The sequence below is a fragment of the Rheinheimera salexigens genome (assembly GCF_001752395.1).
Classification (GTDB): domain Bacteria; phylum Pseudomonadota; class Gammaproteobacteria; order Enterobacterales; family Alteromonadaceae; genus Alishewanella; species Alishewanella salexigens.
This window is the reverse complement of the sequence record NZ_MKEK01000001.1, coordinates 3,008,376-3,026,742: the sequence shown is the minus strand read 5'-3', so window position 1 is coordinate 3,026,742 and position 18,367 is coordinate 3,008,376. Positions and strand designations below refer to the sequence as shown.

At 41.7% G+C, this 18,367-nt stretch carries 19 protein-coding genes and 2 tRNA genes; 12 read left to right on the top strand and 9 right to left on the bottom strand.

The genetic code is table 11. The features are described from left to right. Positions 1-68 precede the first annotated feature (68 nt). Together htpG and adk are read left to right on the top strand one after the other, a co-directional pair. Positions 69-2,003 carry a molecular chaperone HtpG gene (htpG, locus tag BI198_RS13925; protein ID WP_070050092.1) on the top strand — a complete coding sequence of 645 codons (1,935 nt, stop codon included), beginning with the start codon at positions 69-71 and terminating at the stop codon, positions 2,001-2,003. A 293-nt stretch (positions 2,004-2,296) separates the two neighbouring features. Further along, positions 2,297-2,941, top strand: coding sequence for an adenylate kinase (gene adk, locus BI198_RS13920; RefSeq protein WP_070050091.1), 645 nt, complete (start codon positions 2,297-2,299; stop codon positions 2,939-2,941). 69 nt (positions 2,942-3,010) lie between these two features. On the opposite strand, the gene tpx is transcribed toward adk, so the two are convergent. Next, positions 3,011-3,634 (bottom strand): thiol peroxidase, encoded by a 624-nt coding sequence (gene tpx, locus BI198_RS13915; protein WP_083256635.1) that lies wholly within the window; start codon positions 3,632-3,634, stop codon positions 3,011-3,013. 126 nt (positions 3,635-3,760) lie between these two features. On the opposite strand from tpx, the gene BI198_RS13910 reads away from it, so the two are divergent. Beyond that, complete coding sequence (locus BI198_RS13910) at positions 3,761-4,792, top strand: response regulator (protein WP_070050090.1); 1,032 nt, start codon at positions 3,761-3,763, stop codon at positions 4,790-4,792. Position 4,793: 1 nt separating this feature from the next. Next, positions 4,794-5,753: a sensor domain-containing diguanylate cyclase gene (locus BI198_RS13905; RefSeq protein WP_070050089.1), complete on the top strand. Its 960-nt coding sequence runs from the start codon at positions 4,794-4,796 to the stop codon at positions 5,751-5,753. Positions 5,754-5,830: 77 nt separating this feature from the next. On the opposite strand, the gene sodB is transcribed toward BI198_RS13905, so the two are convergent. Beyond that, positions 5,831-6,415, bottom strand: coding sequence for a superoxide dismutase [Fe] (gene sodB, locus BI198_RS13900; protein WP_070050088.1), 585 nt, complete (start codon positions 6,413-6,415; stop codon positions 5,831-5,833). A gap of 239 nt (positions 6,416-6,654) precedes the next feature. On the opposite strand from sodB, the gene BI198_RS13895 reads away from it, so the two are divergent. Continuing rightward, complete coding sequence (locus BI198_RS13895; RefSeq protein ID WP_070050087.1) at positions 6,655-7,008, top strand: Grx4 family monothiol glutaredoxin; 354 nt, start codon at positions 6,655-6,657, stop codon at positions 7,006-7,008. 91 nt (positions 7,009-7,099) lie between these two features. Here BI198_RS13895 and rnt read toward each other — a convergent pair whose 3' ends face one another. Then, positions 7,100-7,852 carry a ribonuclease T gene (gene rnt / locus BI198_RS13890; RefSeq protein ID WP_070050086.1) on the bottom strand — a complete coding sequence of 251 codons (753 nt, stop codon included), beginning with the start codon at positions 7,850-7,852 and terminating at the stop codon, positions 7,100-7,102. Positions 7,853-7,984: 132 nt separating this feature from the next. Here rnt and BI198_RS13885 point away from each other — a divergent pair, with 132 nt between their 5' ends. Further along, the gene (locus tag BI198_RS13885) at positions 7,985-8,857 is read left to right on the top strand and encodes a flagellar protein MotY (protein WP_235605347.1); all 873 of its coding nucleotides are present in this window, start codon (positions 7,985-7,987) and stop codon (positions 8,855-8,857) included. A gap of 35 nt (positions 8,858-8,892) precedes the next feature. On the opposite strand, the gene BI198_RS13880 is transcribed toward BI198_RS13885, so the two are convergent. The 4 genes from BI198_RS13880 to mnmC form a co-directional block, all read right to left on the bottom strand. After that, positions 8,893-9,216, bottom strand: coding sequence for a hypothetical protein (locus BI198_RS13880; protein ID WP_070050084.1), 324 nt, complete (start codon positions 9,214-9,216; stop codon positions 8,893-8,895). Between the two features lie 83 nt (positions 9,217-9,299). Then, complete coding sequence (locus BI198_RS13875) at positions 9,300-9,704, bottom strand: response regulator (RefSeq protein WP_070050083.1); 405 nt, start codon at positions 9,702-9,704, stop codon at positions 9,300-9,302. Beyond that, positions 9,691-10,332 carry a response regulator gene (locus BI198_RS13870; RefSeq protein ID WP_070050082.1) on the bottom strand — a complete coding sequence of 214 codons (642 nt, stop codon included), beginning with the start codon at positions 10,330-10,332 and terminating at the stop codon, positions 9,691-9,693. Before BI198_RS13870 ends, BI198_RS13875 begins: the two co-directional genes overlap by 14 nt. A 72-nt stretch (positions 10,333-10,404) precedes the next feature. Next, positions 10,405-12,309, bottom strand: coding sequence for a bifunctional tRNA (5-methylaminomethyl-2-thiouridine)(34)-methyltransferase MnmD/FAD-dependent 5-carboxymethylaminomethyl-2-thiouridine(34) oxidoreductase MnmC (gene mnmC, locus BI198_RS13865; RefSeq protein ID WP_070050081.1), 1,905 nt, complete (start codon positions 12,307-12,309; stop codon positions 10,405-10,407). Positions 12,310-12,483: 174 nt separating this feature from the next. Here mnmC and fabB point away from each other — a divergent pair, with 174 nt between their 5' ends. Continuing rightward, positions 12,484-13,698, top strand: coding sequence for a beta-ketoacyl-ACP synthase I (gene fabB, locus BI198_RS13860; protein ID WP_070050080.1), 1,215 nt, complete (start codon positions 12,484-12,486; stop codon positions 13,696-13,698). 64 nt (positions 13,699-13,762) lie between these two features. Here fabB and BI198_RS13855 read toward each other — a convergent pair whose 3' ends face one another. After that, a complete protein-coding gene (locus BI198_RS13855) occupies positions 13,763-13,954 on the bottom strand; it encodes a PA3496 family putative envelope integrity protein (RefSeq protein WP_070050079.1) in 192 nt (63 codons plus the stop codon). A 353-nt stretch (positions 13,955-14,307) separates the two neighbouring features. Between BI198_RS13855 and BI198_RS13850 the strand changes: the two genes are divergently transcribed. Then, positions 14,308-14,892 carry a glutathione peroxidase gene (locus BI198_RS13850; RefSeq protein ID WP_070050078.1) on the top strand — a complete coding sequence of 195 codons (585 nt, stop codon included), beginning with the start codon at positions 14,308-14,310 and terminating at the stop codon, positions 14,890-14,892. A 377-nt stretch (positions 14,893-15,269) separates the two neighbouring features. On the opposite strand, the gene rnhA is transcribed toward BI198_RS13850, so the two are convergent. After that, positions 15,270-15,752 (bottom strand): ribonuclease HI, encoded by a 483-nt coding sequence (gene rnhA, locus BI198_RS13845; RefSeq protein ID WP_070050077.1) that lies wholly within the window; start codon positions 15,750-15,752, stop codon positions 15,270-15,272. A 65-nt stretch (positions 15,753-15,817) separates the two neighbouring features. On the opposite strand from rnhA, the gene dnaQ reads away from it, so the two are divergent. The 4 genes from dnaQ (at position 15,818) to BI198_RS13825 (ending at position 18,275) form a co-directional block, all read left to right on the top strand. Beyond that, a complete protein-coding gene (gene dnaQ, locus BI198_RS13840; RefSeq protein ID WP_070050918.1) occupies positions 15,818-16,519 on the top strand; it encodes a DNA polymerase III subunit epsilon in 702 nt (233 codons plus the stop codon). Beyond that, complete coding sequence (locus BI198_RS13835) at positions 16,507-17,865, top strand: TIGR03503 family protein (protein WP_235605346.1); 1,359 nt, start codon at positions 16,507-16,509, stop codon at positions 17,863-17,865. The genes dnaQ and BI198_RS13835 overlap by 13 nt, the downstream gene beginning before the upstream one ends. Before the next feature lie 206 nt (positions 17,866-18,071). Further along, positions 18,072-18,148, top strand: a tRNA-Asp gene (locus BI198_RS13830). Between the two features lie 50 nt (positions 18,149-18,198). Beyond that, positions 18,199-18,275, top strand: a tRNA-Asp gene (locus tag BI198_RS13825). Positions 18,276-18,367 lie beyond the last annotated feature (92 nt).

Here is an 18,367-nt window from a genome sequence, read left to right as displayed (position 1 = left end):
AGTATGTTGCTGCCTTAGTTGGTTGCACATTAATGCCATTAACCTGTTATGTTTAGAGGATTAACACAATGAGTGACACCACAGCAAATTCAGCTGGCCAAAAGCAAACCCATGGCTTTCAGGCAGAAGTAAAACAGCTATTGCAGCTGATGATCCATTCACTGTATTCAAATAAAGAAATTTTCTTACGTGAGTTAGTATCTAACGCGTCAGACGCAGCCGATAAGCTACGTTTTATGGCGCTGTCTGATAGCAGCTTATACGGTGATGACGGCGATTTACGCGTTCGTATTAGTTTAGATGAAACAGCCCGTACCTTAACCATTATCGATAATGGCGTGGGTATGTCAGAACAAGATGTGATTAGTCATCTTGGTACTATTGCCAAATCAGGCACTAAAGAATTTTTCTCCCAGTTATCTGGCGATCAAAGTAAAGATTCTAATTTAATCGGTCAATTCGGTGTTGGTTTTTACTCCGCTTTTATTGTTGCTGATAAAGTCACCGTGCGTACGCGTAAAGCGGGTGCGGCTGCTAATGAAGCTATTGAGTGGGAATCGGCAGGTGAAGGCGATTACAGCATTACCCCTATTACTAAAGACAGTCGCGGTACTGAGATCGTTTTACACTTACGTGAAGGTGAAGATGAGTTCTTAAGCCGTTGGACTGTTGAAAAAATTGTCACTAAGTATTCAGATCATATCAGTATCCCGGTTGAGTTTTGGCAAGAAGAACAACCAGAGAGCGAAGGCGAAGACGGCGAGAAAGTCGCAGCAGTGCCAGGCCATTGGCAAGCAGTTAACAAAGCTACGGCATTATGGACCCGTGATAAGTCTGAATTAACAGATAAAGAATACAATGAGTTTTACAAGCATATTTCTCACGATTGGAATGATCCACTAAGCTGGAGCCATAACAAAGTTGAAGGTAAGAGTAATTACACCAGCTTGTTATATGTTCCTAAAAAAGCGCCATTTGATATGTGGAACCGTGATGCGCAACATGGTTTAAAACTGTATGTACAGCGCGTATTTATCATGGATGACGCTGAACAGTTTATGCCTAGTTACTTACGCTTTATGAAAGGTGTATTAGATTCTAGCGATTTACCGCTGAACGTATCACGGGAAATTTTACAAGATACTAAAGTTACTCAAAGCTTACGCAAAGGCTGTACTAGCCGTACTTTAAAAATGCTAGAAAAGCTTAGTAAAGACAGTGAAAAATACCAAGCATTTTGGGATGAGTTTGGCCAAGTATTAAAAGAAGGCCCAGCTGAAGATATGGCCAATAAAGAGCAAATAGCGGCTTTATTGCGCTTCTCTTCTACCCATACTGACGACACGGTGCAGAGCGTTTCATTAGCCGATTACATTAGCCGGATGAAAGAAGGCCAAGATGAAATCTATTATATTGTAGCGGATAGCTTTGCTGCGGCGAAGAATAGCCCACACTTAGAAGTGTTACGTAAAAAGGGCTTAGAAGTGTTGTTGTTATCTGATCGTATAGATGAATGGTTGGTTCAGCACCTAACTGACTTTAACGACAAAAAGTTACGCTCTGTGGCGAAAGGTGGTTTAGATTTATCTAAATTAGATGACGAAGACACCAAAAAGGCACAACAAGAAACCGAGCAAGCTTTTGCTTCTGTAATAGCGCGCTTTAAAACCGCACTAGGCAGCCAAGTTAAAGATGTCAAGGTTAGCCATCGCTTAACCGATAGCCCAGCTTGTGTGGTGACTGACGAGCATGATATGAGCACGCAGATGATTAAGTTGATGGAATCTGCTGGCCAAAAAGTGCCAGAAGTAAAACCTATCTTTGAAATAAACGCTGAACATAATTTGGTTAAGCATATTGCCGATGAGCAAGATGAGCAGCGTTTCAAAGAGTGGTCAGAAGTATTACTTGATCAGGCGTTATTAGCAGAGAAAGGTAGCCTTAAAGATCCTGCTAGCTTTGTGAATCGCTTAAACCATTTGCTGCTGTCTTTAGCAAAATAACCGCTAATTAAGCTAAAGCGTAAAGCTTTTCTAAAACCACCTTCGGGTGGTTTTTTTCTATCCAACTTTAGTCGAGGCTTTACGGCTGCTTTTGCTAAGTTAATGTTGGTTTTAATAACCTAGATAGCGTTATTTGTCTGGTGTTAAGCCATAACCAATTAACCACAGGTATGGCGCGCCAATTGGGCGATTGGGGCAACACGGCTGACAAACTTCTTGTTTCAAGTAACGCATTGTGTAAAGATCTGGGCTTTATTATATAACTATGTATCTCAGAAAATGAGGAATTTGCTATGCGCATAATATTGTTGGGTGCCCCAGGTGCCGGAAAAGGAACTCAGGCTCAGCTCCTGATGAATAAATACGGCATTCCACAAATATCAACCGGTGATATGCTGCGCGCAGCGATAAAAGAGGGCTCAGCTCTTGGTGTGGCTGCAAAGCAAGTGATGGATGCAGGTCAGCTAGTGTCTGATGATCTTATTATTGGTTTAGTCAAAGAACGTATTGCTAAAGCTGATTGTGCCAAAGGGTTCTTATTAGACGGCTTTCCACGGACGATTCCGCAAGCAGATGCCATGAAAGAAAACGGTATTGTGATTGATCATGTTATTGAGTTTGACGTTGCTGATAACGTTATTGTTGAGCGTATGAGTGGCCGTCGGGTTCATCCCGCATCGGGTCGTGTATATCATTTACGTTATAAGCCACCTGTGGTTGAAGGTAAAGATGACGTGACTGGCGAAGAGTTAATCATTAGAGCAGATGATGTTGAAGCGACTGTTCGTAAACGTTTAGCTATTTATCATGAACAAACCGAGCCATTAGTTGGCTATTATCGTGCAGAAGCACAAGCCGGTAATACCCAATATCATCATATCGATGGTAGTAAACCGGTAGACGAAGTTGGCGCTGAGTTATTATCGCTACTGAGTTAACCCGGTCTAAAACAAAAAACCCAAGTAATAACTTGGGTTTTTTTATGCTTAATCAGATCAGTGCCAAGCTTATTTGTTTTTTTCGATAACACTATTTAAGGCATTTAAGGCATCAGTGTAATCTGGCTCGGTAGCTAAATTTTTCACTAGCTGTTGATAAACCAGGGTGCCTTTATTATCAATAATTAACACTGCTCGGGCTAAAATGCCCATATCTTTAATCAGTAAGCCATAGTTAGTACCAAAGTCACGCCAAACGGCATCAGATAATACCGCCATCTCTTCGACTTGTTCTTGTTGGCAAAACCGTTTTTGGGCAAAAGGTAAATCAGTACTGATGGTTAATAACACCACTTGCTGCGGTAAGCCCGCGACTTCATTATTAAAACGTTTAGTTTGTAATGAGCAAGTGCCAGTATCTATACTTGGTACAACGCTAATTAATAGCGTTTTTCCTTTAAAATCAGCAAGTGTTACGGTTTTAAAGTTACTATCAACGACTTTAAAGTTTGCTGCTTTTTTATTAATTTCTGCTTTACTACCCAAAAGTACTACATTTTTATTACCTGCTTTGATTAAACTTAGCCGTTCGGGTAGTTTGGCTTGGAGATCAACTGCCGCTATACTGCTGCTAAAGCTACACAGTGTAATTAGGGTCAATAGCTTAATACTTAAATGAGATAGTGCAGTCATGATGCCGCTCCTGTTATGATAAATGGCTAAATAAACATGGCTAAATTGTGCTACATAATACTGCTATTGCTTGGTCTGTCAGTTTCAGGCTAGACTGAGTTGTAGCGAGTGCAAAGTGAGAATCGGATGCCCACAGCTGTTTTAATATGTGATGACTCAAACTTGGCGCGAAAACAGCTCGCCAAGATATTACCACAAGAGTGGCAAGAAAATTTATATTTTGCCGGTCACGGTGCTGAAGCACTTGCGGTTTTAAGCCAGCATGCTATCGATTGGTTATTTTTAGATTTAAATATGCCGGTCATGGATGGCTATCAGGTTTTAGCTGAATTAAAAAAAAGTAATAGTAAAACTAAAGTTGTTATCGTTTCCGGCGATATTCAACCAGAAGCCTATGAACGCGCCAAAGCGTTAGGGGCCATCGACTTTATTAAAAAACCGGCCGAAACGGCAAAGATTCAGCAATTATTACAACGTTTTGGTGCCAGTCCAAGTCTCAACTCTGCTACAGATATAGCTACAGATAAAACGGCAAAAATATTACAAGCTGAAGCAATAGAGTTAAGTTGTGACATGCGCGATGTGTTACAAGAGCTGACTAATATTGCCATGGGCCAAGCCGGAGATTTATTAGCCCGCTTACTCAATGTGTTTGTTAAACTACCCATTCCTAATGTCAATTTAATTGAAGTTAGCGAATTACATATGGCATTGGCCTCTGTTGAACGCGAAGCTAGTACCGCCGCGGTATGCCAAGGTTTTATTGGTGGAGGGGTTTCCGGGGAAGCCTTGTTGATTTTATCTGAGTCTAGTTATAAAGATATTGCTCGGTTAATGAATTATCATGGCAGTTTATCGGCACAGATTGAATTAGAATTACTGATGGATATTAGTAATATTTTAATAGGTGCGGTATTAAAAGGGTTATCCGAACAGTTAGATATCAGCTTTAGCCAAGGTCATCCTGTGGTATTAGGTCAGCGTGAAACCGTTAGTGAATTAATTAAATCTAATGCGCGGCGTTGGCGAAAAACTTTAGCAATAGAGCTGACTTACGGTATTGAAAATTACAATATAAGTTGTGATTTATTGTTGTTGTTCACGGAAGATAGTTTAAAAACCCTGAATTACAAAGTTGCTTATTTGTTGGAGGGTTAGCATGCCGCAAGCGCAAATAGATGTCTCAGAAATTCATTGGTTAATGGATATGTTTCGAACTGTGGATGTCGGGTTAGTGGTATTAAATTGCGACTATCGGATTCAAGTTTGGAATGGTTTTATGGAAAACCATAGTGGCTTAACTCCGAGCCAAGTAAGAGACCGTTATTTATTCGATTTGTTTTCAGAGATTGATGAAGATTGGCTCAGACGTAAATGTGATCCCGTCATTTTATTAAAAAACCGCGCTTTTACCATCTGGGAGCAGCGACCTTATATTTTTAAATTTCGTAATTATCGGCCTATAACGGGCTCTGCGGATTACATGTACCAAAATTGCACCATTTTTCCGATAACCAGTAACAGCGGTGAAGTAACTCATCTGTGCTTTATTATTTATGATGTAACTGATATTGCCGTTAGCCGTTTGGAACTTGAACAGATGAACACACGGTTGCAGCAATTATCGAAAATTGATTATTTAACCAAGTTGTATAATCGTGGGCATTGGGAAGAAAATTTAATACAAGAATTCAAGCGGTTACAGCGTTATTCGCACTATAGCACCCTGTTAATGTGCGATATTGATCACTTTAAGCAGGTTAATGATACTTACGGTCACACTGCGGGTGATTTAATGATCCAAAAAATTGCCGATGCGATACGCTTAAATTTACGTGAGACCGATATAGCTGGCCGTTATGGTGGCGAAGAGTACGGTGTACTATTAGTTGATACCACTTTAGAGCAGGCCACGCACTTTGCTGAGCGCTTACGCCACTCAATCGAGCAAATGGTGGTGATGTATAATCAAATGCCCCTTAAAGTGACGATAAGTTTGGGGCTGGCCGAGTTTAATAGCACCATGAAACAACATGTAGATTGGATTGAAGCGGCAGATAAAGCCCTATATGAATCTAAAGTATCTGGACGCAATCAATTAAGTTGTTATCAGCCTTAGTTTAAAATGAAAATTAAACCTTTAAGCAATAAAAAAAACCCAGCTTTTGCTGGGTTTTTTATTGCTAGATTATTTGCTTATTTAGCAAAGTTTTCTGCAGCAAACTTCCAGTTTACTAATGCCCAAAACGCATCTAGGTAAGCTGGGCGCGCATTACGATAATCGATATAGTAAGCGTGTTCCCACAAGTCTACTGTTAATACAGGCGTTAATGACTTATCAGTTAAAGGTGTAGCAGCGTTGCTGGTATTCACAATATCTAATGTGCCATCAGCCTTTTTAACTAACCAAGTCCAGCTAGAACCAAAGTTATTTACTGCTTTATCGTTAAGTGCCGCTTTAAACTCAGCAAATGAACCCCATTTAGCGTTAATAGCATCGGCTAATGCGCCTGTAGGCTCGCCACCGGCGTTAGGTGCTAAGCAATTCCAGTAGAAGGTATGGTTCCATACTTGAGCTGCGTTATTGAAAATACCGCCTTCAGAGGTGCGAACAATTTCTTCTAAAGACTTACCAGCGTAATCGGTACCTTCAATTAAGCCGTTTAATTTTACAACATACGTATTGTGGTGCTTGCCGTAATGGTACTCTAAAGTTTCAGCAGAAATGTGTGGTGCTAAAGCATCTTTTGCATAAGGCAATGCAGGTAATTCAAAGGCCATAGTTGTTCTCCGTTAGCGTTGTTTAACATGTCTGTGTGGCGTAGACTACAAAACCTGACTAGTTTACTCAAGTTTTGCTCTGCCAAGTTTAGGACGATTTTGATTACTTTTTACTATTAAAGTAAAAATCGTTTTTCGTTATCTACATAGATATGGGGTTTTTTTCTCAAAACTCAAGTGTAACTAAGTAAAGAACAGCGTAAAATAGTATTAGGCTCATTTTTTTGTAAGAGGTAATCATGGAAACAATTGATAAAATTAAGCAACAAATTGCAGAGAACCCGATTCTTTTATTTATGAAAGGCTCACCTAAATTTCCAAGCTGTGGTTTCTCGGCACAAGCGACTCAAGCTTTAATTGCCTGTGGTGAGCAGTTTGCTTATGTCGATATTTTGCTCAACCCTGAAATCCGTGCCGAGTTACCTAACTACGCTAATTGGCCAACCTTTCCGCAACTTTGGGTTGATGGCGAATTGGTAGGTGGTTGTGACATTATTTTAGAAATGTTTCAGCGCGGTGAGTTACAGCCGTTGATTGCTGCAACTGCGGCTAAAACAGCTACAGATACAACAAGCAATACTGAAGCAGAGTAATGGCTATTGCTAACGCCTGCTTTAAGCGGGTGTTAGCATAGTAGTTGCTTAAATAGAGGCTTAAACAGAGACTTAATCAAAGTAGTTCTGTTTAAGCTTGCTTAATGTCAGACTCTGCATCGTTTTTGTCTTTTGGCTTAGACTCTGTGCAATCAGTATCCTCGCAATCAGTATCTTCGCAATCAGTATCAGCAGCTTCATCGTTAGCTTCAGCAGTGCCACCTAGTGGCCAACCACCCAGATCACGCCACTTATTAATAATATGACAAAATAACTCAGCAGTACGTTCAGTGTCGTAAAGTGCGCTGTGCGCTTGTTTGCTATCAAAGGCGATACCGGCATACTGACAAGCTTTAGCTAAGACCGTTTGGCCAAGAGCTAATGCCGATAGGGTAGTGGTATCAAAAGAAACAAAAGCATGAAAAGGTGAACGTTTATACTTTAAGCGTTCAATTGCCGCATTAACAAAAGCCTGATCAAAAGCAGCATTATGAGCCACGATAACACTGCGTTGACAGCCAGCTGCTTTTTGCGCGGTACGAACAGCTTTACATATTTCACTAATTGCTTCGCGCTCGCTTACGGCACCTCTTAATGGGTTAAACGGATCAATACCGTTAAACGCTAATGAGCTGGCATCTAAATTTGCCCCTGCAAAGGGTTCAACATGAAAATGCAGCGTTTTTAGCGGCAATAAGTTGCCTTCATCATCCATTGTCAGCAATGTTGCTGCAATTTCTAATAGTGCATCGGTTTTGGCATTAAAGCCTGCTGTTTCTACGTCGATAACAACAGGATAATAGCCACGGAAACGTTGAGCTAAGAGTGAAGTAGGTTTTGTCATAATAGCGCCATATTACAAATCAAAGGCTATTATGCCAAAAAATTAGGCAAACGTCTTGGTGCGGCATAGTGTTTGCTTATGTTAGAGTCAAATAAGCAATAGCTTAGCGTTAATTAGTGGTGAAACATGCAGATGCGTTCGATAATCATAGCTTTAACCGGTTTGTTAACGGCAACCAATGTTGCTGCAGCGCCGCAATTGCGTCAATATTCTGCCGCTATTGAAGATTCAGCTTGGCAATTAAGCAAAAACACGCCAGTAGAATGTCAATTACAACATACGATACCGCGCTTTGGCCAAGCGATATTTCGCAGTGTCGCCAGTAAAGGGCTTAATATGGCTTTTGAGCTGCAAATGCTGCGCTTGCCAGATAACTATGCTTTAGCACAAGTATTGTCGGTACCGCCCGCTTGGCGAGCGGGTGAGCCGAGCAAAGCCATTGCTAATATGAAATTATTAAAACAATATAATGGTGAGCTACCTAAAAAAGCAGCATGGACCTTACTCACTGAACTTGAACAGGGTTTTAGCCCAAGCTTTTATTTTAATGATTGGTATAGCCCGTACGACAAAGTGGTGGCTGCGATTAATCCGGTACAATTTACCGCTCGGTTTGCAGAATTTAATCAATGCATAGCCGCTTTACTGCCTTATAGCTTTGATGATATTGCCTTTACGGTACTAAATTACGAATCAGAGAGCGATGAGTTAAGCCGTGAGTCTAGTCGTCGTTTGCAACAAATAGCTGAATACCTTAAGTATGATCAAGATATCGACTATGTTGAGATTCAAGGTTATAGCGACAGCTATGGTGGTCGTTGGATGAATGAGCAATTATCAATTAAACGCGCAGAAAAAGTGAAATCGTTTTTTGTTGCTGCCGGTTTAAGCGCCGATAAAGTTCAGGTAGCTGGGTTTGGTGAGCGGCGGCATATTGCACCCAATCAATTAGCCATTGAACGCAAAAAGAACCGCCGTGTAGTGTTACAACTTAGTAAGCCTTAATTTGGAACAAGCATAATTTATGCTGTACCATAAAACTATTGCTGCACCATAATGTCAACTTGGCGCCAGTCATTGCGTTCTGACAATAAGATCCGCACTTGATGACCGTCGACCTGGAAATATAAATTTTCTCGGCCGTATATGGCTTCAGTTTTTACTGGTTCACCTAAGTGCTGCAGATAATACTGGCGCAAGGCGGGCATGCTCTGTTGGCTAAAGTAACTTAATACCGCTGGTAATTTGCTGTCTAAGCGGGCAAATTCCCGCGCATCACTAGCAAGCGGTACCTGATAAAAGTCTGCCGCTACTGTCAATCCTGATGTACCTAAGGCGACGATAAATAATAAAACTAAACGCATATAATTTCCTTACTTACTATGCTGTTATTTTAACTTTAACAAATTTCTAGTGAACTTACCCGTAATTAAACGTCTGTTTAGATTTAATTTTTTAAGCGATGTTTAGCATATAAACGCATTGCCGCCATTATTTTATCGCCAGTAAATGGCTTAACTATAAAGGTGGCTGCGCCCGATTTAATACTGCTTTGTACATTCTCTAAGGTGCTATTAGCGCTAACCATCACAATAAAGCAATCTGGTTTAACCCGTTTTATTTTGGCCAATAAATCTAAGCCTGAGCCGTCAGGTAATTCGATATCAAGAAAAATAATGTCGGGGCTTTGTAAGCTAAATATATTCATAGCGGATAAAGCCGAATTAGCATTGAAAAATTGAAAATTATCGACAGCCACCGTTTTGCTTTTAGCCAGTGACATAATATTGTTGCGTAATAACTGTCGAGTGTAGTCAATATCGTCAACTAATAATATTTTAGCTTGCTGCATTCGTTACTCCACACTGGTGTAATAACAGACTAAAGTGCTGGCATACTGATAACAGATCAGCATCAAGAGTTGATTGCTGCAATTGAGTTTGTAACTGATCGGCTGTGTTGGCCAATTCGGTATGGCCAAAACTTGCTGCTCCGCCTTTTACCTTATGGCAAATTTGCCGCATTAGGGTTTGGTTGCGTTCGGCTAAAGCCAGATTAAACTCGACACTTTGTTGGCGTAAATTTTCATAAAACAGCCTTGTTAAGGCATCATCTATTACTAACGGAATACGTTGTACAGCAGAAGCTTGTAATAACGCGTCGGCCAATTGTTGATTATTAATCGGTTTAGTTAACACTTTATTGAAACCATCTTCTGTGACGGCATCGGCAGACATAGCATAAATAGGCCGATCATAGCCCAGCTGTCTCAGTAATTGCATGGCTTGGATACCATCACAAATTGGCATTTGAATATCGGTAATAATAATATCGTATTGATAGCTTAAGGCTGCTGTAATGAGTAATTCACCATTTTCAACGGTGTCTACACTTAAGCCTAATTCTTCGCATTGCGTTTGTAATAATAATCGTAAAAAATCATCGTCTTCAGCGATTAGAATGTGCTTATTTGTTGTCATGGAAATCCCTAATGCTTAAAACGATAAGCTTATGCTGTATTTCTTATTATCATTAATTGTTGTTAATAGCTGTTATTTATTCTTAGGTTTAAATCTAGCCGCCGACAGATTATGGCGTTGCAATTGAGTTAACGGTAGAGGTTCTGTACAAATTTGGCAAGCAATTAACTCAGCCAACATAGGGGCATACATAATGCCTCGGGCACCAAAGCCGCCTAAGGCAAAAAAGGCCGGCTCAATCTCAGCAGCAATAGGCGACTGATCTGGTAAGCCTGCGCGAAATGCGGCACAGGCGCTATGTACTTTTGCTCCACTAAGCCACTCTGGAGAGTCAAGTTGCTCAGCAACTTGTTGCATATTTTCAGCATCATCATTGCTACTAATAAAAGCAGTAGTTGATTGGCGATCAAAGGTTGCGCCTATAGAGTGTAAACCTTGCCATGCCGGTGTTATATAACCTTTGTGGCAAAGCACTGTTTTTAAACCTGCCATTTTTGGCTGGCTAACATGGCTAACTTGGCCGCGAGTCGTAATAATGGGTAGGGCATGGGTGGTGGCAAACTTTGCTAATTGGCTGCCTGCAGCCAGCACGATATAGTCGCTAGTGAAAGTTTTGCTTGCAGCGCTAATTAGCCAGTTGTCGGTTTGGCGCTGCATGTTCAGTACTTGAGTATTATTACTAAAACGAAAATTAGACTGCTGTTGTAAATAAGCCAGTGCAGCTTGGCAAAACTGTTTGGGGTTTAACCAACCGGCTAACGGATAATAAATACCAGAGTGTTGCAATGCTAAGCCTGCTATAGCTGTCGCTTGTTGGGCATCGACCGCGCTAACAAGTTGCTCGGGCCATAATGTTACTATCTTTGATTGGCGATACTGTAACTGAGGTGTGGTGCCTAGATGGATCATGCCACAAAAATCCAGTTTAAAATCTAACCCACGTTGTTGCCAGCGCTGATAAAATTGGCGTGCATATAAAAAAGCTTGTACTTGTAGCTGACTATTTTCAGTAACTTGGGCATGTAAACTTGGATAAATTGCGCCTTGACGATTTTGCGATGCTTGCATGGCGACGTCGTTATCTGCACAAATTAAGTGGACGTTAATATTGCGTTGTTGCAGGGCTAGGGCGGTGCAAAGCGAAGCAATGCCACCACCAATAATAGTTACTTCTTTGTGTGCATTAGCTTTAGTTGCATGAGCTGTTTCAACGCTAGGCGTATTAAAGCAATTATTATTGTCGCTGGTGACAGAAGGTGCCGTCGCGGTTAGCATTTCACGCTTGCGGCCAAAGCCTTGCACTTTCTTTACACTAAAACCTGCCTGCTGAAGGCCCCGCTTGACCATGCCTGCGGCAGTAAACGTCGCGATGCTAGTATTGGCGTGACTAATTTTTGCTAAGTCGGTAAATAATTTAGGCTGCCACATTTCTGGGTTTTTACTGGGCGCAAAGCCATCGAGATAAATGGCATCAGCAGGCGTTAAGTTCGGCAACACTTCACTAACATCGCCCAACCATAAATCAACAATAACCCTGCCATGGTCAAACACTAAACGGTGACAGCCTGAGACGCCCAATGGATATTGCTGTAACAGCTGCTGTATTAACGGCTGTAATTCAGGTTGATCCGCATGCACTTGCAGTGCTTGCTGTAAATCGGCGAGGGTTAGCGGATATTTCTCAATACTGCTAAAGTATAAGCGTTGGCACTGAGCGTCAGGGTGTTGTTGTTTAAATTGACAAAAACGCTGCCAGGTTACTAAAAAATTGGCGCCAGTTCCAAAACCGGTTTCTACAATATGAAAAGTGTCAGCAGTGTGGGTGTGCCAACGTTGCGGTAAACCATTTTGCTGTAAAAAAACATAATCTGTTTCAGCTAAACCCCCTGCATCTGAAAAATAAACATCTGCAAAGGCTTCAGCATAAGGGATGCCTTGTGCTGTAAAGTGTACTTTGGCATGGGTAAGCTGCGACATATATTGAAAATCCACCACATTTTGGGCTTGTAGTTTACCCGAAGCTTAAGCAAAATTGGTAATAGAGTACAAGTGTGCGCTGAAAGCTGACCACTTTATGAAACAAAGTCCGTACAATAGCGCTGATAAATCATTTACAACGGTGTGGTACTGAGCCAGCCAATGGGAGATAGCATGAAAAGAGCCGTAATCACCGGTATGGGAATCGTATCGAGTATAGGTAATAACAAAGACGAAGTATTGGCTTCATTGCAAGCTGGTCGTTCTGGTATTAGCTTTGCTCAGGAGTTCGCTGATTTAGGCTTACGCTCGCAAGTATGGGGTAATATTAAACTTAACCCGGCTGAGCATATTGATCGTAAAGCCTATCGTTTTATGGGTGATGCCGCTGCATTCGCTTATATTGCTATGCAAGAAGCCATCAAGGATGCCGGTTTTAGCGAAGAGCAAATTTCTAATCCGCGATTTGGTTTAGTAGCTGGTTCAGGTGGAGCATCTTCTAAAGTGCAAGTTGAAGCGGCAGATATTCTCCGCGAAAAAGGTGTTAAGCGGGTAGGCCCTTATGCGGTGCCTAAGACGATGTCTAGTACCTGTTCTGCTTGTTTAGCCACACCGTTTAAAATTAAAGGTGTTAACTATTCAATTAGCTCGGCATGTGCCACCAGTGCACACTGTATTGGCCATGCTGTTGAGTTAATTCAATTAGGCAAGCAAGATGTGGTATTTGCCGGTGGTGGTGAAGAAGTTCACTGGACCCTAGCCATGGAATTTGATGCCATGGGCGCATTATCGTCAAAATATAATGAGACTCCAGAAATTGCTTCGCGTACTTATGATGCTAACCGTGATGGTTTTGTAATCAGTGGCGGCGGCGGCATGGTCGTAGTTGAAGAACTTGAGCATGCGTTAGCACGTGGCGCGACTATTTATGCTGAAATTGTTGGCTACGGTGCAACATCTGACGGCTTTGATATGGTCGCTCCAAGTGGTGAAGGCGCGGTACGTTGTATGGAAATGGCCATGCAAAATGTTGACGCTGAAGTGGACTACGTTAATACCCATGGTACAAGTACTCCAGTCGGTGATGTAAAAGAGTTGGCTGCTATTCAGCAAGTGTTTGCTAATAAATCACCTGCCATCAGTGCGACTAAAGCCATGACAGGTCATGCTTTAGGTGCTGCCGGTGTGCATGAAGCGATTTATTCATTATTGATGATGAAGCATAGCTTTATTGCGCCATCCATTAATATTACCGAGCTTGATCAAGCTGCAGCGGGTTTAAATATTGTTACTAAGACCCAAAAAGCTGAGCTAAATACAGTGATGTCAAATAGCTTTGGTTTCGGTGGCACTAATGCCACATTAATTATGCAAAAATATAAAGCATAAGCCAGATATAAGATCTCGGATGTCGAGATCTTAAGAAAAAAACGGGCGCTAAGGCGCCCGTTTTTTATGCTTCATCTTCCAGATCCCAGTCATCAAGCAAACTACGTAAACGCTTTTGCTCCATCAGGTCGTCGATGCGGCGTCTTGCCTCTAATTTTTGTTGCGATTTACTGTCTTTAGGCGACAGTGCACTAAGCAGTTCAGTATCATCAGATACGTCATCTAAATCAAAGTCAGGGGCTTCAACTTCTGACATAATTATATCCTCAAGATTTTTTTGCTTATTTACTCAAATCCTAACGTAATTGATAGTGAATTTTTTTTATGTAGACGATAAATTATATTTCACTATAAATGCAGATTTAATTAGATTATTGTAAAACAATAAGTTACAGCTGAGGCTGGACGTAATGCTAGGCTGTTTTTACCTTGAGTAGAACAATTTATGTGGCTAAAATTTTGCTAATAAATACGATCTTAATGCTGAGCGCCAACGTATAATCTAGAGTTAACAGATCACTTTTTGTTAGCTTAATAGACTACACTAACAAATAACTATCAGCGTAAAACAGCCCATATTTAGGTGGTTATTAATTGGAGAGAATTGGCATGAAAAAGTGGATAGCAACAGTTGCCGTAGGGGCCAGCTTAATGGCTACGTCGGTATTAGCGAATCAATGTGGTGATATATTAGGCCATTCGATGCAGCAATTGAAAACCCGAGAAAGCATAGATTTATGCCAAGAATATCAAGGTAAAACTTTACTGATTGTTAATACTGCCAGTAAGTGTGGTTTTACGCCGCAATTTGACGCCTTAGAAGCCTTATATCAAAAGTACCAAACTGCCGGTTTAGTTATTTTAGGTTTTCCGTCAGATAGCTTTAAACAGGAATATGACGACGCGGAAAAAACCGCAGAAGTGTGTTATTTAACCTACGGTGTGCAATTTCCCATGTTTGCTAGCTCAAAAGTACGAGGCGATGACGCTAACCCAGTCTTTAAAGCCTTAATTAGTAAAACCGGTGAAGCACCATCTTGGAACTTTAACAAATATTTAGTCAGTGCCGATGAGCAAAACGTAAAACACTTTGGCAGCCGCACGACACCTGATGATAAAGACTTTATTGTAGAGTTAGAGAAAATGCTGGCGGCAGCGAAGCCAGTAACAGAGGCTAATACTAGCAGTGACTAGCGGTTAATATGCTAGTTTTGAGTGCTAAGTGCTAAGTGCTAAGTGCTAAGACTTTAGCGATAATTGTGAACTGACTAAGCTACATTAATGAGGACCGGTTTTACCCTAAACTAACCATTGCAGCCCTGGACGGGCGGAAATGAGCCCCCAGGGATGGGTTTACGGCGTGTTAGTGTGGGTAAACCGATCCGTATATACACTTAAATTTAAGTTTAAACTCTTAGTGTTGAGTGTCTACTATTTAATGAGGATCGGCTTTAGCCTAAGCTAACCATTTCAGCCCTGGATGGGCGTAAATGAGCCCCCAAGGATGGGTTTACGGCGTGTTAGTGTGGGTAAACCGAGCTGTATATTTTGGAGCCAGTCCATTGTTGCAGCTAGGCTTCTTTAGCTTGGCTAGCTTCAAACTCAGTATCTATAGTGGTTGGTTTAGCTTCAGCCGCCGTCCTTGCCAATACATCACAGCGCTCATTTTCAGGATGGCCGCTGTGACCTTTTACCCAGTGCCAGTTTATTTGATGTTGCTGGGTCGCTTTATCGAGTCGTTGCCACAGGTCTTGATTTTTAACCGGCTTTCTTTGACTGGTTAGCCATTTGTTGCGCTTCCAGCCTGCCAGCCATTGGGTAATGCCTAAACGCACATATTGGCTATCGGTCGTTAACTCTACATCGCAAGGCGTGGTGAGGCTTTCTAGGGCGATAATAGCGGCGAGTAGCTCCATGCGGTTATTGGTGGTTAAACGAAAACCACCACTTAATTCTTTGCAGTGTTGTTTATAATTTAAAACCGCAGCATAACCGCCGGCTCCGGGGTTGCCAAGACACGAGCCATCGGTGAAGATGGTAACAGTTTTACGCATAAAGCCTTTCCTCTTACATAATCGGCGTATAATCTACCTTAATTACGGCACAAAACGAAATGAACATGATAAAAAGACAACTTATTCTTGATACAGAAACCACCGGCATTAACCCAAGAGATGGTCATCGCATTGTTGAAATAGGCTGTGTTGAATTAATTAACCGCCGTTTTACCGGCAATAATTATCATGTCTATATTAACCCAGAACGTATTATCGAAGCCGAAGTCGTTAGGATCCATGGTTTAACCAATGAACGCTTAAAAGATGAACCAAAGTTTCGGGATATAGCCCAAGGCTTTTACGAGTATATTCAAGGTGCAGAATTAGTCATTCACAACGCGCCTTTTGATGTCGGTTTTATTAATCATGAATTTTCGTTATTACGTTCACCGCTTCCGCCGTTAGAGCAATATTGTACGGTGCTCGATACTCTTGCAATGGCACGAGAGCTACATCCTGGGCAAAAGAACAACCTAGATGCGCTTTGCCGTCGATACGATATTATAAACAGCCACCGAACCTTACACGGCGCCTTACTGGACGCCGAAATCTTAGCCGATGTCTATTTAATGATGACAGGTGGCCAAGTTAGTTTGAATTTGGCCAATGAGCAAGATAGTAATCAGCAGCATGAGGGTGAGTTGCGTATCCAACGCAGTGGTCGTTTAGCCGTTATTGCAGCGTCAGAGGCTGAATTGGAAGCACACCAAGCGCGTTTAGACTTAGTGCAAAAGAAAGGGGGATCTTGTCTGTGGCGAGATTAATATTATTAAGTCTGTTTAGCTTATTATTTACCGTAGCTGTTAGCGGTCAAGCTAATAATCCCGAAGCTAAAAATACCGACGCTAAAAATGTTAAACGGGAACAGGCAACACCAAGTCCGCAGTTAGATAATGAAAGTTTTGCCTTGCTGCAGGACTTACCGACCAAAAACCAAATACCGTTATTTGATAATCGCTTTCGCATTGACGAAGAAGTTGCAGAAATTACGTTATTGTTATTTCGCCGCCGCGGTAGTGCATCAGTGGTGTTAGTGAGACCTGACGGCAGTAAGCTACATTTTAATACCGCAAAGCAGCATGATGTGGCGTGGCATGATGCCGATAGTTACGATTTAATTAAAATAAAACAGCCGATGCCAGGGCCTTGGCAAGCCATTGGCAGTTTATTAGCAGAAAGTCGGGTAATGGTGCTAACGGAGATCGAGCTGTTAGTCGATCCTTTGCCTCAGCAGTTAATGGTAGGTGAGACGGTAAAAGTTACCGCGCGTTTACTTAATGGTGGTGAGCCCATTAATGCTAAAGAATTTCGCGATGTACTAAACTTAGAAGTTATTTTTGTTAGTACAAATAAACCCGATATGGATAATTTTGGTCGGGGTATTGTTCAAGTCGCTCATTTTCGTGACGATGGCAAAGGCTATGATGAGCGGGCACGTGATGGCGTGTTTACAGGCGAGTTTCAATTACGTTTTGCAGCGGGCGAGTGGTTACCTAAATATATCGTCAGAACGCCGTTATACACCCGTGAAATTGAACAGGCTGCAGTGATGTTAGAACCGGCAGCAATAGTGGCAGATATTAAGATGTCGCCAGCAATTAACGAGGCGTTATCAGATGAGGTGCCTCAGCCACATCAGATCATCTTTAATGTCAGCAATCCGGCAATCAATGCCCAAAGTATTTTACTGCAGGGTCGTATTCGTTATCCTAATGGTGAAGTTGCTGACTTTTCATTAAATGAAGCCGGTAATGCCATACGCCAACTTAATTTAAATAATCGGGGCCATGGCAGTTATATTGTCGAAGTTATGGCCTTCGGTACCCGGGTAGATGGCCGAGAGTTTGTATTAAGTTTACCCGAAATTAGTTTTATGTTGCCACCGGCCGAAATAGTTGCGGTGGTAAAACCGGTATCAACTGAACAGTTACAAGTGACAAATCCAACTGAAGCAGCATTTCCCTGGTTATTGGTTATATTCAGCAATGTTTTAATTTTAATTATTGGCATTGGCGCCATTTGGTTTGTGCTCAGTGATAAAAAGGCCGCAGATTTACTGTTTTGGCAAAAAAATCCAAGCAGGCAGAAAAAATGCCAGAAAGCAGTTTAGTCACTAATAATAACCAAGTTTCGGCTGCGACAAAAAATACTGTGCAAAAAAGCGACGATATAGGTGACATTCTTGATCTAACGCTACCGGATGATTAAGGATTAGACAAAAGCGGCGAAAAAGGAGTTGACGACCATGAACCTAAACCGTATCATTCCCGCCGCACAGCAGGACACCCTATTGAAGTCTTGCTGGGTAATTGTTGCGGAGTGGTAGTTCAGTTGGTTAGAATACCGGCCTGTCACGCCGGGGGTCGCGGGTTCGAGTCCCGTCCACTCCGCCAATTTTTGTAAAGAGTGCTTTTGTAAAAAAGTACTTTGTAAAGTGTACAGTGGAGCGGTAGTTCAGTTGGTTAGAATACCGGCCTGTCACGCCGGGGGTCGCGGGTTCGAGTCCCGTCCGCTCCGCCATTTTCTGTTGTTTTTCTTCCTGATTAAAATACCAAATTAATATTTGCTACATCCTGATTCTACAATCTAGAATGCTGGGAGCTAAGCCATTT

Excerpts from the sequence above, each read along its gene's own strand:
- mnmC (WP_070050081.1), bottom strand. The coding sequence starts at position 12,309 with ATGTCGCAGCTTACCCATGCCAAAGTACACTTTACAGCACAAGGCATC.
- BI198_RS13895 (WP_070050087.1), top strand. The coding sequence starts at position 6,655 with ATGGAAACAATTGATAAAATTAAGCAACAAATTGCAGAGAACCCGATT.
- tpx (WP_083256635.1), bottom strand. The coding sequence starts at position 3,634 with ATGACTGCACTATCTCATTTAAGTATTAAGCTATTGACCCTAATTACA.
- adk (WP_070050091.1), top strand. The coding sequence starts at position 2,297 with ATGCGCATAATATTGTTGGGTGCCCCAGGTGCCGGAAAAGGAACTCAG.
- BI198_RS13855 (WP_070050079.1), bottom strand. The coding sequence starts at position 13,954 with ATGTCAGAAGTTGAAGCCCCTGACTTTGATTTAGATGACGTATCTGAT.
- BI198_RS13905 (WP_070050089.1), top strand. The coding sequence starts at position 4,794 with ATGCCGCAAGCGCAAATAGATGTCTCAGAAATTCATTGGTTAATGGAT.
- rnt (WP_070050086.1), bottom strand. The coding sequence starts at position 7,852 with ATGACAAAACCTACTTCACTCTTAGCTCAACGTTTCCGTGGCTATTAT.
- BI198_RS13910 (WP_070050090.1), top strand. The coding sequence starts at position 3,761 with ATGCCCACAGCTGTTTTAATATGTGATGACTCAAACTTGGCGCGAAAA.
- BI198_RS13885 (WP_235605347.1), top strand. The coding sequence starts at position 7,985 with ATGCGTTCGATAATCATAGCTTTAACCGGTTTGTTAACGGCAACCAAT.
- fabB (WP_070050080.1), top strand. The coding sequence starts at position 12,484 with ATGAAAAGAGCCGTAATCACCGGTATGGGAATCGTATCGAGTATAGGT.
- htpG (WP_070050092.1), top strand. The coding sequence starts at position 69 with ATGAGTGACACCACAGCAAATTCAGCTGGCCAAAAGCAAACCCATGGC.
- rnhA (WP_070050077.1), bottom strand. The coding sequence starts at position 15,752 with ATGCGTAAAACTGTTACCATCTTCACCGATGGCTCGTGTCTTGGCAAC.
- sodB (WP_070050088.1), bottom strand. The coding sequence starts at position 6,415 with ATGGCCTTTGAATTACCTGCATTGCCTTATGCAAAAGATGCTTTAGCA.
- BI198_RS13880 (WP_070050084.1), bottom strand. The coding sequence starts at position 9,216 with ATGCGTTTAGTTTTATTATTTATCGTCGCCTTAGGTACATCAGGATTG.
- dnaQ (WP_070050918.1), top strand. The coding sequence starts at position 15,818 with ATGATAAAAAGACAACTTATTCTTGATACAGAAACCACCGGCATTAAC.
- BI198_RS13870 (WP_070050082.1), bottom strand. The coding sequence starts at position 10,332 with ATGACAACAAATAAGCACATTCTAATCGCTGAAGACGATGATTTTTTA.
- BI198_RS13850 (WP_070050078.1), top strand. The coding sequence starts at position 14,308 with ATGAAAAAGTGGATAGCAACAGTTGCCGTAGGGGCCAGCTTAATGGCT.
- BI198_RS13875 (WP_070050083.1), bottom strand. The coding sequence starts at position 9,704 with ATGCAGCAAGCTAAAATATTATTAGTTGACGATATTGACTACACTCGA.